Here is a 12,716-nt window from a genome sequence, read left to right on the forward strand (position 1 = left end):
TCAGCTCCTCACTGCCGCAGGCAGGCCGAGGCCGTCCAGCGTCTTTGCCACCACAAGCTGTTTATCAAACTTACGCTCAACGAGTGCGCGGCCACTCTGCCCCATCTGCACCTGCCGGTCAAAGGATTGCTGCGCGAAATCACGCATGGCTTGGGTCAGGCCCTCTGCATCCTGCGCCGGACACAGATACCCGCTGACGCCATCCTCCACTGCTTCACGGCAGCCGGGGATATCGCTGGTGATCAGGGCGCGGCCTGTGGCGGCACCCTCCAGCAGCACGTTGGACATGCCCTCATGATAGGACGGCAGCACCACACAGTCCGCCGCCTCATAAAACGGATGCACATCCGTCTGGAACCCATGAAAACGCACGATACCATCGGCAACCAGCTGATCCACCTGCTCTTTGTAGGCGTCCTCATAAAAGCCCACCACATCGAAGGCGACCTCCTCACCAAATTCCGCTTTCAGCGTTCTGGCCGCAGAGAAAAACTCGTCCACGCCCTTTTCCTTCATAATGCGCCCCACAAACAGGAAACTGCACACGCCGTCATCCCCCATGGGAACGCAGGGATACTCGTCCAGATTGATGCCCGCACCGGGCAGCACCCTTACCTGCCGGTGGGAGATGATCTTTTTATTCAGAAAGAACTGCGCGTTCTCCTCATTCTCGAAAAACGCCGTCTTTGCCTTGCGCAGAGCGCTGCGATACATCACCGACACCACAGACGACAGCACCGGCTTTTCAAACGCCGTGCCCAGTCCCTGCACGTTGGCGACGTATGGGATACCCTTGGCCTTGCAGGCTGTGCCCATATAGATATTGGGCTTGATGGAATAGGTAACGACCATGTCCGGCTGAAGCTCGTCCAGCATCTGCCGGTACGTCTTCAGCAGCTTCATATCCTTGAAGGGGTTGATGCTGCGGCGGTCAATATCCGTCTCGATGCAGCGCAGCCCCATGGCCTGCAGATCGTCCTCATGCCCCACAAAGGGCGTGCTGAGAATGACCTCGTGCTCCTGCATCAACGCCTCCACCAGCTCCTTGCGGAAGCGGTAGAACATATAGGAATGGTTGGTTGCGATCAGAATCTTCATTTCTTGTTCTCCATCCTGTGCAGCTCCCCGGTGCCGCCCTCTACCACACCGTCTCCGCGCAATGCGGAAATGGCCGTTCCGAAGAAGCAGCGGCAATCAAAGCCGAAGCTCATACGCTGCACATACTCGCCGTCCAGACGCGCCTTGTCGGCAATCTCCAGCTCATCCCGGCCGCAGATCTGCGCCCAGCCGGACAGGCCCGGCTTCACATCGTTGGCACCGTACTTGTCACGCTCAGCCAGCAGGTCCTCCTGATTCCAGAGGGCCGGGCGCGGGCCGATGACGCTCATATCACCCCGCAGGATGTTCCAGAGCTGTGGAATCTCATCCAGAGATGTCTTGCGCAGGAATTTCCCCACCCGTGTGATGTACTGCTCCGGATTCTCAAGAAGATGCGTGGGCATATCGTGTGGCGTGGACATCTTCATGCTGCGGAATTTATAGAGCTGAAAATATTTTTTGTGGATGCCCACGCGCTTCTGTGAGAAAAACACCGGGCCGGGATCGTCGATCTCGATGGCAATCATGATGAGCAGGTACAGCCACGAGGCCAGGATCAGACCGACCAGTGACAAAATCACGTCAATGATGCGCTTCACATATCGTCTGTACATGTAATTCGGTTCCTATCAGTCTTGCAGGGTATCATTCCCCCGGCAAGGACAATTTAAAATCTCCCGCAAATAGTCATATTCCGCGATCTGCTATGCGAGATATGACTATTTGGCTATTTAATTATACAGCAAACAATGCAGTTACGCAATGGCATTCAGTAAAAATCTGTATGCCAATTTCCGTGTGAAAATCCAGGAAATCATCGTGGAAATGGCGGCCTGAGAGGCTTCAAAATCACAAAAAAGCGTCATTGCAAAGATGTCGTTAAGTTCGCGTGCGATTCCCCGGATCCACGGCGATTTTGCAAAAATCAGGCAGGGTTTGGGAGCATCCCAAAAGTCGAAATGTGCAGTCTGCCCGCAGGGCTGAAACGCGCATTTTGACCGTGTGTCCGGACACCGGATGTGCTTGCTATAGGTGTGGAACATAGCGGAAACACCGGCCGCGCAAAAAAGCATCCCCAGCGCATAGTAGATCACGCGCAGCCAGACGCTGCCCGCCGGAAGCGCGGCGCCAAGCAGCATGAAAGCGTCCAGCACAAAGCCGTAGACGACCGCCGTGACAAAGGAGAAGAGATATGACACGCGGAAGCGCAGCAGCAGGCACATGACGAGCAGCAGCACAGCCTGCAAGCAGTATTCCGCCATGCCGAAGGTGACGAAGCTCCACACGGGAGACAGCCAACGGTAAAGAAGGTATGCAGGCGCGACCACCATGGAAACGCCGAAGTCGGCCTTTTCCATCAGGACAACGCCCAGCGCGACAAATACGATGCCGAATACATAGGCAAGCTCCGTGCTGAATGTTCTCTTCATTTTTGATCCTCCAGACAAAAAATGAGCCTTCTCCGTTTGGTATAGAAACGGAAAAAGCTCATTTGTGTTGTACCACGCCTGTCAAGCGGCGCAGAACTTTGGCAGCGCTATGCCTCATCCTCCGCCAGCATCCGGTATCCGACGCCAAGCTCATTGATGATGTAGCGCTTTTCACCGGGCGTCACGCCCATTTTCTTGCGGATGTTCTTCATGTTGACTTGCAGCTTCTTGACGCTGCCATAGTCTGAATACCCCCAGACCGCCCGAATGATGGCGGCATACGTCAGCACCTTCCCCGCATGGACGGAGAGAAACGCCATGATGTTGTACTCCGTCTGAGTCAGGTCGATCTCCTCTTTGCCAACAAAGACCTGCCGCGTATCATAGTCGATCAGCAGGTCCTGAAGGTGGAATTTTCCGCCGGGGGAGCTTTCTTCCTCTTCGCTGTGCCGATGACTGCGGAGAACGGCGCGGATACGGGCCAGCAATTCCTCCGTGCCAAAGGGCTTGGTGATATAATCATTCGCCCCCAGATCCAGCGCCTCCACCTTGTCCCGCTCGTTGGAGCGGGCGGAGAGCACAATGATGGGCACGGTGTCCGATTCCCGGACTTTCTGAATCAAGTCCAAACCATCCCGATCCGGCAGGCCGAGATCCAGAACGATGAGATCCGGACGATGGGAGGCGTACATCATTATGCCGAGCGCACAGGTCTCCGCGCAGAGCACCTGATAGTCACTGGTTTCCAGATTGGCTTTGATAAAGCTTCGGATATTGGCCTCGTCCTCTACGATCAGGATCTTGTACTTGTTATTGCCCATCGTCCTCACCCCCTCTTTCCAGCGCAAAGCGGAATACCGCACCGCCGCTCTTCCTGTTTTCCGCGGTAATGTCACTGCCGTGCGCCTTGACGATGGCAGCGCACACAGATAGTCCGATCCCCATATTGCGGCGGGTCCCGTCCACCGGCGCGGCGGACTTTTCATAGCTTCCGCTGAAAATCTTTTGAAGCGCATCCTCCGGAATGCCGCAGCCGTTGTCGGCGACCTCAAATGCCGCCTTGTCCCCCGCAAGGGAAACGGAAAGTATCAGTTCCGTCATGCCTTTTGCGTGGAACACGGCGTTTTCCAGAAGATTCAGCAGCACCTGCTCGATGAGAAGCGAGTCCATGGGAATATCCACAAACTCGTCCGGTATCTGCGTGATGACCTTCTGGTTCGGATGCTTTTTGGAAAACTTCATGAGAACCGAGTCGATCAGTTCATCCAGAACAGTCGGCGTCTTCACGACCTTGACCTTTGCACCGTCGATCCTTGTGACGGACAGGAGATTTTCGACCATGCGGATGAGCCATTCGCTATCCTCCTGGATCTCTCCCAGTAGCTTGAGCTGCTGTTCCTTCGGCAGCTCATCATACTTGGAGAGCAGCGTGGAGGATGACCCGTATATGGAGGTGAGGGGCGTGCGCAGGTCATGGGAGATCGCCCGCAGCAGATTGCCGCGCATTCTTTCCTTTTCGTTTTCTGAGCGCAGCTTCTCCTGATCGCGGATGCGAATGTTCAGCGTACTGGTGGAAACGGCGACGACCATCATGATGACAGCGGATAGGATACTTTCTTCTACGAAAAAGCCAAAGACATAATAGGGATAGGTGAAGGCAAAATCCACCGCAAACACACTGACGATCGCCGAAGTGATGCCATAGCAATACCCATGCGTTTTCAGCGAGATCAAAAATACGCCGAACACAAAGATCATGGGCACCAGCGTCTGCGTGGTAAAGAGCTTCTGAATCAGCAAATTGACGGCAAAGGCGCTGAAAAAGACGATGAGCGAAAATAAAATATCCTTTTGTCGTTGGCGGCTTTTCATGGCAATCTCTCCAAAGGTGCTTTTTAACATCTTTATTATACTCCATGAAAAGAAGCGCTTCAAGATTTCTCACAGGGGGATATTGCGCCGCACTTGTTTCTTTACCGAATCTACACCGGAGAAATGCTATGATATAAGCACACAGCAAAAAGGAGGAAGAATTTCGTGGAAAACGACAGTAGCGACGATAACGGTAACAGCTCCTATATGTTCTGTTCATGTGTGGCATATCTACGCCCTTTGCTGCGGTATCGGGTATAGGCGTGCCTTTTTTTGCTTGGTACGATAATACGAACAGAACATAAAGGAGTTTGAAATGAATTATTTTGGAAGCATTTTCGCAATGGTGGTCTGCATTGCCATGTCCGCCTATTTCAGTGCCACAGAAACGGCGTTTTCATCCCTGAACAAGACCCGCCTCAAGGTGTTGGCGGACAACGGAAACAAGCGGGCAGCGCTGGTGCTCAAGCTGTCCGAAGATTATGACAAGCTGATCTCCACCATCCTGATCGGCAACAATATCGTCAATATCATGGTGGCGTCCATCGGCACGCTTCTGTTCGTCGGACTTTACGGCGACATCGGCGCGACCGTTTCCACCATTGTGGTCACGGTCGTTGTCCTGATCTTTGGCGAGATCACCCCCAAAAGCGTTGCAAAGGACACGCCGGAGCGCTTTGCCATGTTCAGTGCGCCCTTTATCCGGCTCTGGATATGGGTGCTGACCCCGCTGAATTTTCTCTTTTCCCAGTGGAAAAAGCTGGTTTCTCGCTTCTTCAAGACAAATGACGACGCAAAAATGTCCCACGAGGAACTGCTCCTTTTCATGGAGGACGTGGAGCAGGACGGCGGCATTGACGAAAATGAGGGTGAGCTGCTGCGCAACGCCCTTGAGTTCCGCGACCTGACGGCGGCGGAAATTCTGACGCATCGCATCGAATTGGAGGCCGTGGACATCGACGAGAGCCACGAGGAAATTGCCAGAGCCTTTACACAGTCCCGCTTCTCCCGTCTGCTGGTCTACCGGGATACCATCGATCAGATCGTCGGTGTTCTTCATCAGAAGGACTTCTATATCAACGGCAAGATGACGGATCAGCCCATTACGGCAATCATGACGGAACCGTTGTTCGTCTATCAGCACACGAAGATCCGCGACATTCTAAAAATGCTCCAGCATCAGAAGTCCCATGTCGCCGTCGTTGTAGACGATTTTGGCGGCACGCTCGGTATTGTTACGATGGAGGATATTTTGGAAGAACTGGTTGGTGAAATTTGGGACGAACACGACGAAGTGGAAGAAGATTTTGAAAAGCTGGACGAGAATACCTACCGTGTGGACTGCTCCGTCAGTTTGGAAGATTTTATGGAATTCTTTGATGTCAAGCTGGAATCGGACAGTGTTTCTGTCGGCGGCTGGGTCATGGAGCAACTCAATAGAGTCCCCATCAAGGGAGACTCCTTCACTGCACAAAATTTGGAGATCACGGTCTCCGGGCTGAGCGCGCATCGGGTGTCCTCTGTCACAGTCAGGCAATGCGGCGTGTGTTTGGCCTGCGCACAATAAATCTATCGCGCAATTCACAAGGAGTGAGGATGATGTCAGAAGAAATGGTTTGCAGAAAGCATCGTCTTTCGTCTTTTCAAATCATCATATTGGGCTTTGCAGGGGTAATCCTGCTGGGCGCACTGCTGCTGATGCTGCCAATTTCTGCGACAGCTCGGTGTGTAACGCCGTTTCATGAGGCACTGTTTACCGCGACCTCCGCTGTTTGTGTAACGGGGCTTGTGGTGCAGGATACCGGCAGCTATTGGTCGGTCTTTGGGCAGGCTGTGATCCTGACGCTGATTCAGATAGGCGGGCTTGGTGTTGTCACCGTGGCGGCATCGTTTGCGCTGCTGTCCGGGCGAAGGATCTCTCTGATGCAGCGCAGCACCATGCAGGACGCCATCTCAGCGCCGAGGGTCGGAGGGATCGTCCGGCTGACACGGTTCATCCTGCGGGGAACATTTCTGATCGAACTGATCGGCGCGCTTGCCATGCTGCCGGTGTTTTGCCGGGACTACGGATGGCGCGGGATCTGGATGGCGGTATTTCACTCCATCTCCGCCTTTTGCAACGCGGGGTTTGACATTCTGGGAACGAACAACAACTTGTATCCGTCCCTTACCGGTTATGTCCAAAATCCGGTGATCAATATCACGATCATGCTGCTGATCATAACCGGCGGCATTGGTTTTCTGACATGGGATGACATTTGCGAAAACAAGCTGCACTTCCACCGTTATCGAATGCAGAGCAAGGTCATTCTCGTTACGACACTCACGCTGATCGTCTTTCCGGCGCTGTTTTTCTTCTTTGTGGACTTTGATGCCCTTCCCCTCAGAGAGCGGGTTCAGGCAGCCCTGTTCCAATCGGTCACGCCGAGAACGGCGGGCTTCAACACAGTCGATCTACCCGCCATGTCCGGCGCATCGCTGGGCGTGATGATCCTTCTGATGCTCATCGGCGGTTCTCCCGGCTCCACGGCAGGCGGCGTGAAAACCACAACGCTGGCTGTTCTGCTTGCCAATGCTGCCGCGAGCTTCCGGCAGCGGGACAGCGCTCAATTCTTTGGTCGCAGAGTCGATTGCAGTGCCGTCAAAACCGCCGCGACCATTCTGACGATGTACCTTGCGCTGTTCTTTGGGGGAGCCGTCTTTATCAGCGTATATGAGAATCTTCCGCTGTCCCCCTGCCTATATGAAACCGCGTCGGCGGTGGGCACCGTGGGACTGACTCTGGGTATTACGCCGCAGCTGCACATTCCCTCGCAGGCGGTATTGATCGCGCTGATGTATCTGGGGAGGGTTGGCGGGCTTACGCTCATTTACGCGGCGGTGTCCAGCAAGAAAACCGGCAGCGCAAAGCTGCCGCAGGAAAGCATCACGATTGGATAAGCAAAGGAGTTGTCTATCCCATGAAAAATGTTTTATTGATTGGAGCAGGCCGCTTTGGGCGGCATATCGCCATGCAGCTCTCTCCACTGGGGCATCAGGTCATGGCAGTCGATACCAACGAGGAGCGGATCAACGATGTGCTTCCGTTTGTCACCAACGCACAGATCGGTGACAGCACCAATGCGGAGTTCCTGCGTTCGCTCGGTATCGGAAATTTTGATGTTTGTTTTGTGACCATCAGCGGCAACTTCCAGAACTCGCTGGAAACCACCTCGCTGCTGAAAGAGCTGGGCGCAAAATACGTGGTATCCCGCGCCGAACGCGACGTGCAGGCGAAGTTTCTGCTCCGCAACGGCGCAGATAACGTGGTCTATCCCGAAAAGCAGATGGCAAAATGGGCAGCGATTCGATTCACTGCCGACCATATTTTTGACTATATAGAGATCGACGAGCAGCACGCCATCTTTGAAGTTCAGGTGCCAGAGGCGTGGGTCGGGAAAAGCGTTGGAGAACTGGATGTTCGCCGAAAGTTCGGCATCAATATCCTCGGCATCAAGCGTGCAGGAAAAACGGATGTTTCCGTTACGCCGGACACTGTATTGTCCGATGACATAACGATTCTGGCAATGGGTGAGTATAAAGCCCTGCAAAAGTGCTTTCGGATTTGAATGGGCCTGTGCACAATAGTGGAAAGGAAGAAACATGGCGAAGAAACCGCAAAACACAGCCGGTAACAGAAATGAGGATTCCGCGCCGCAGGAACGCAAATGGCCGGACAAGGCGATTATTCGTTACATTATCCGCGCATTGGTGCTGCTGATTGTATTTGCGTGGGCACTGGTAAACCTTGACGCTGTTTTGCGTTTTCTCGGCACGGTGCTTGCGCTGTTCACGCCATTTCTGATCGGTGGCGCGATTGCGTTTTTGATCAACGTAGTCCTTCGACCGTTGGAATGCTGCTGGAACAAGGTGTGCCGAAGGGCTCCTGAAAAACTGACCCGCCCTGTGTGCCTGAGCGCAAGCACCGTGCTCGTTCTTGGGATTCTGTTTGCCGTGGTGTTTATGATGATCCCCAGCCTGCGGGAGTCCGGCGACGAGTTTATTCAAAACATTCCGGCCTATGTGGAGGAAATCGGGCGGTGGTGGACAGGCGTTGTCCGGTTTACTGCAAAATATAACATTGTCCTGCCCGAATACGCCATAGACTCCGACCTGTTGATCGAGAAGGTCACCGCCTTGATCAGCGATGAGGGAAGCGGCATCCTCACCGTGACGTGGGGCGCGGCAACCTCTGTCCTGTCGGCTTTGGTGGATGTTCTCTTGGGACTTGTCTTTGCGCTGTATCTGCTTGCAAAGAAGGAAGTCGTCGCGGCACATTTGAAAAAACTCATTGTAACAGTCCTTCCGCAAAAGAAGGCACAGCGGCTTCTGAGTATTGCCTCTCTGACCAACCAGACCTTCACAAATTTTGTCAGCGGACAGCTTACCGAAGCGGTCATCATCGGCGTTCTGTGCTTCTTTGGAATGCTGATTCTTGGGATCCCGTATGCCGGTGCGGTCTCCGCGTTTGTGGCCGTTACTGCGCTGGTGCCGATTTTCGGCGCATGGATCGGCGGCGGTCTTGGTGCGTTTTTGATCCTGCTGGCAGAACCCGGCAAGGCTCTGTGGTTCATTCTCTTTCTGCTCATTTTGCAGCAGGTGGAGGGCAATCTGATTTATCCCAAGGTGGTCGGCAAGTCCGTTGGGCTTCCCGGACTGCTTGTGCTGATGGCTGTTACAATCGGCGGCGAAGCATTCGGCGTCTTAGGGATGCTGTTCAGCGTACCCGTCTGTGCTGTGTTGTACAGTCTTTATCTGGAGTTCATGAAGAAAGCAAGCACCAACCACTGAATGATTCATGATCGGCTGCCTCCTGAATAAAAGGCTGCGAGCCAAATGCAAAGGGCTTGGGATTATCCCAAAATCGCTGCGTGTCCGGACAGCGGCTGTGCTTGCTATTCTATCAAATCCCAATATCCGCAGATCGTGATGTCCCCGCTTTTTCGAAAGCGGGGACATTTTTCTTCTCTGATACTTAAAAAACGGCAGAGAAAGCCCGCCCTCATCACGCTGAACTACCCAGCGGACGCAAAGCTCATCGCAAAGGAGGGCGAAGATGCACAAGCTTGACCCCATCGAACGCCTGCCGCACCCATCCTCAACCCAAAAAGACTTCGCCGCTGCGAAGTCTGCGGCACGGGCATTCTCGCCCGCTCCGGGAGGGCAAAATATTGCCCGACCTGCGCCAAGGAGGTTCACCGCCAGCAGAAGGCGAAATCCGCCCGGAAACGGCGGTCGGGTGTAGACAGTTTGGGGGCGAAAAGCCCTTGAATTGCAAGCCTTCCCGCACCGCCAAAGCCGCACGGCAATACGATTTCCCTCGCAGCCGCGAAATCGAATTCTATTTGTCTACATAGCCGCCAAGAAAGGAGAATTTTCTATGGACAACATTCTCACCGTCCCCATCCACCTCAAAATGACACTGACCGCCAGAGAAACGGCAGAATACAGCAACATCGGCATCAACAAGATCGACAGTATGCTGAGAGCGCCCAACTGCCCCTTCGTTTTGTTCGTCGGGACGAAAAAGCTGGTGAAGCGCCGGGAGTTTGAAGAGTACATCAGTCAAAAGCTGGTGATCTGACAGCAAAAGATAATTTGTAAAAACAGCTTGAGAGAAAAGAACCTATCTGCTATAATTATGTTGTTGCAGTAGGCTCTTTTCTCTCTGCGGGAAAGGAGTATACAATGGGCAAAAACTTAAAAGGCAAAGAATGCGGTAAGGGTATCTACCAAAGAAAGGACGGATTATATCACGCACGTTTTGTAGACAAAGCAGGAAAACGACATGAGAAATATTTCCAGACGATTCCCGAGGCGCGTAACTGGATCGAGCAGGCGAAATATGCCGACAAGCACGAAGATATGTTTTGTCCCTCAGACACGACGGTTGACGCATGGTTTTCATTTTGGATCGAGAACATTGTGGGCGATTTAGCACCGAATACCCTGCGAAATTATCGGGAGCGATATAAGCAGAATATCCAGCCCATCATCAGCAAAATGCTCCTTTCCGATGTGAAGCCCATGCACTGCAAAAAAGTGCTGCTTTCCATGGATGCGGATTATGCAGGGTCTACCATCCGGCAGACCTATATCACGATGGGTACGATGTTTAAGGCTGCGAAGATGAATGATCTGATTGCCAAGCACCCAATGGACGGTGTGCGGTTTATAAAGCCGGTTCGTACGACAGACGATATTAAGTTCCTCACCCGTGATGAGCAGCGTGTGTTTCTTGAAACAGCGAAACGTTCCCACAACTACAATCAGTACGCGCTGATCCTTGAAACCGGCTTGCGTACCGGCGAGATGATCGGACTGACGTGGGATGCGATAGATTTTCAGAATCGGACGCTGACGGTCAATAAAACCTTGGAGTATCGTCACAAGCAGCATTTTTGGCGTGCGGGTCCACCGAAAACGCAGCACAGCTATCGTACCATCCCGCTGACAGATCGGGCCTATGAAATTCTGAAAGAAATCAAGGACAAGCGCCCTTGGCAAAAGGAATCTCCGCTGCTCTCGCAAACACTGGAATATATCGACCGGCGAACGGGGGCAATCTCCCGGCTGGTCATGCGCGATCTTGTCTTTATCAACTGGCGCACCGGGGAACCGGCGAAGAACAGTTCCTATGATACCCACTTATACCGGCTCTGTGATCAGGCGGGCATCGAGCATTTCTGCATGCACGCCCTGCGCCACACCTACGCCACACGAGCGATTGAATGCGGCGTGCAGCCCAAGGTTCTTCAAAAGCTGCTGGGTCATGCCAGCATCAAAACAACAATGGATCGGTATGTTCATGTGACTGCCGAATCGCTGGATTATGCCATCAAGCAATTTCAGCAAAATGGTGTAGTCTGATGAAATCCAATAAAGCCAAATGCGAAAATGGTGTAAAAATGGTGTAACAGCCAAGACACCAAACGCTGAAACCCCTTGAAAATCAAGGAAAATCGAAGGAGAATGAGTACAAATGAAATTAGGTATCGTGGGACTGCCCAACGTGGGCAAATCAACGCTGTTCAACGCCATCACCAACGCCGGAGCCGAAAGCGCCAACTACCCCTTCTGCACCATCGAGCCCAACGTGGGCATGGTGGCCGTGCCGGATGCAAGGCTTGATAAGCTGGCGGAGATGTATCAGCCCGACAAAAAGACCCCCGCCGTCATCGAATTTGTGGACATTGCGGGCCTGGTGAAGGGCGCCAGCCAGGGGGCGGGCCTGGGCAACAAGTTCCTGGAGAACATCCGCCGCACCGACGCCATCGTCCATGTGGTGCGCTGCTTCGACGACGAGAACATCATGCACGTGGTGGCCGACGCCGGGACCAACGTGCCGGTGGACCCCCTGGGCGACATCGAGACCATCGACCTGGAGCTGATCATGGCGGACCTGGAGATGGTGAACCGCCGGGTGGAGAAGGCCGCCAAGGCCGCCAAGGGCGACAAGAAGTTCCTGCACGAGGCCGAGGTATTCCGGGCCCTGGCGGAGCATCTCAACGCCGGAAGGTCCGCCCGCACCTTCGACTGCGGCGACGAGGACCGCGCCATTGTGGAGACCGCCGACCTGCTGAGCCTGAAGCCCATCATCTACGCCGCCAACATGGACGAGGCGGGCTTCGCCGACCACGAGAACAACCGCTACTTCCGGATGGTCCGGGACCTGGCCCAAAAGGAAGGGGCCCAGGTGCTGCCCATCTGCGCCAAGCTGGAGGAGGACATCGCCCAGCTGGACGACCCCGACGAGCGGGCCATGTTCCTGGAGGACCTGGGGGTGGAGCAGTCCGGCCTGGACCGGCTGATCCAGTGCAGCTATGAGCTGCTGGGCCTGATCTCCTTCCTGACCTACGGCAAGGACGAGTGCCGGGCCTGGACCATCCGCAAGGGCACCAAGGCCCCCCAGGCCGCCGGAAAGATTCACTCCGACATCGAGCGGGGCTTCATCCGGGCGGAGACCATCAACTTCGACGAGATGATGGCCTGCGGCAGCGTGGCCGCCGCCAAGGAAAAGGGTCTGCTGCGGTCCGAGGGCAAGGACTATGTGGTCAAGGACGGCGACATGATCTATTTCCGCTTCAACGTGTAAACAAGCAGGCTGCGTGCCGCAGGGCATTTCCCTGGGCGGCACGCAGCCTGTTCCTGTTTCCGGCGCAACCCATTCCCAGGGCAGGAGCGGGGCGCCGATCAAAAAGAGGCGGCGATTCTTTGGAATAACCAGGCCCAGACCGGACAGGACCTTTCCGAAGCCCTTCAGCGCCCGGCCGCTGC

General features: G+C 54.3%; 12 protein-coding genes. 7 read left to right on the forward strand and 5 right to left on the reverse strand.

What is annotated here, in order from left to right; translation table 11 throughout:
• From LKD37_RS09925 to LKD37_RS09945, 5 genes are all read right to left on the reverse strand, one after another.
• Window positions 1-1,098, reverse strand: coding sequence for a glycosyltransferase family 4 protein (locus LKD37_RS09925; protein WP_302929064.1), 1,098 nt, complete (start codon window positions 1,096-1,098; stop codon window positions 1-3).
• A complete protein-coding gene (locus LKD37_RS09930; protein ID WP_302929065.1) occupies window positions 1,095-1,712 on the reverse strand; it encodes a sugar transferase in 618 nt (205 codons plus the stop codon). Before LKD37_RS09930 ends, LKD37_RS09925 begins: the two co-directional genes overlap by 4 nt.
• Before the next feature lie 141 nt (window positions 1,713-1,853).
• Window positions 1,854-2,528 (reverse strand): DUF6198 family protein, encoded by a 675-nt coding sequence (locus LKD37_RS09935; RefSeq protein ID WP_302929066.1) that lies wholly within the window; start codon window positions 2,526-2,528, stop codon window positions 1,854-1,856.
• Between the two features lie 107 nt (window positions 2,529-2,635).
• The gene (locus LKD37_RS09940) at window positions 2,636-3,349 is read right to left on the reverse strand and encodes a response regulator transcription factor (protein ID WP_302929067.1); all 714 of its coding nucleotides are present in this window, start codon (window positions 3,347-3,349) and stop codon (window positions 2,636-2,638) included.
• On the reverse strand, window positions 3,339-4,400 hold the full coding sequence (locus LKD37_RS09945; RefSeq protein ID WP_302929068.1) for a sensor histidine kinase: 1,062 nt from the start codon (window positions 4,398-4,400) through the stop codon (window positions 3,339-3,341). Before LKD37_RS09945 ends, LKD37_RS09940 begins: the two co-directional genes overlap by 11 nt.
• Window positions 4,401-4,716: 316 nt before the next feature.
• Between LKD37_RS09945 and LKD37_RS09950 the strand changes: the two genes are divergently transcribed.
• The 7 genes from LKD37_RS09950 (at window position 4,717) to ychF (ending at window position 12,534) form a co-directional block, all read left to right on the forward strand.
• Window positions 4,717-5,967: an HlyC/CorC family transporter gene (locus LKD37_RS09950; protein WP_302929069.1), complete on the forward strand. Its 1,251-nt coding sequence runs from the start codon at window positions 4,717-4,719 to the stop codon at window positions 5,965-5,967.
• Window positions 5,968-5,996: 29 nt separating this feature from the next.
• Window positions 5,997-7,340, forward strand: a complete 1,344-nt coding sequence (locus tag LKD37_RS09955; RefSeq protein ID WP_370686864.1) for a TrkH family potassium uptake protein — start codon at window positions 5,997-5,999, stop codon at window positions 7,338-7,340.
• A 20-nt stretch (window positions 7,341-7,360) separates the two neighbouring features.
• Window positions 7,361-8,008 carry a potassium channel family protein gene (locus LKD37_RS09960; protein ID WP_302929070.1) on the forward strand — a complete coding sequence of 216 codons (648 nt, stop codon included), beginning with the start codon at window positions 7,361-7,363 and terminating at the stop codon, window positions 8,006-8,008.
• A 34-nt stretch (window positions 8,009-8,042) separates the two neighbouring features.
• Window positions 8,043-9,230, forward strand: a complete 1,188-nt coding sequence (locus LKD37_RS09965) for an AI-2E family transporter (protein ID WP_302929071.1) — start codon at window positions 8,043-8,045, stop codon at window positions 9,228-9,230.
• Between the two features lie 589 nt (window positions 9,231-9,819).
• Window positions 9,820-10,023, forward strand: a complete 204-nt coding sequence (locus tag LKD37_RS09970) for an excisionase (protein WP_302929072.1) — start codon at window positions 9,820-9,822, stop codon at window positions 10,021-10,023.
• Window positions 10,024-10,127: 104 nt separating this feature from the next.
• The gene (locus LKD37_RS09975) at window positions 10,128-11,309 is read left to right on the forward strand and encodes a tyrosine-type recombinase/integrase (RefSeq protein ID WP_302929073.1); all 1,182 of its coding nucleotides are present in this window, start codon (window positions 10,128-10,130) and stop codon (window positions 11,307-11,309) included.
• Window positions 11,310-11,421: 112 nt separating this feature from the next.
• Complete coding sequence (gene ychF, locus LKD37_RS09980) at window positions 11,422-12,534, forward strand: redox-regulated ATPase YchF (protein ID WP_302929074.1); 1,113 nt, start codon at window positions 11,422-11,424, stop codon at window positions 12,532-12,534.
• The last annotated feature ends 182 nt before the right edge of the window (window positions 12,535-12,716 follow it).

The sequence above is a fragment of the Brotocaccenecus cirricatena genome (assembly GCF_020687045.1).
In the GTDB taxonomy this organism is placed as follows: Bacteria; Bacillota; Clostridia; order Oscillospirales; family Oscillospiraceae; genus Vescimonas; species Vescimonas cirricatena.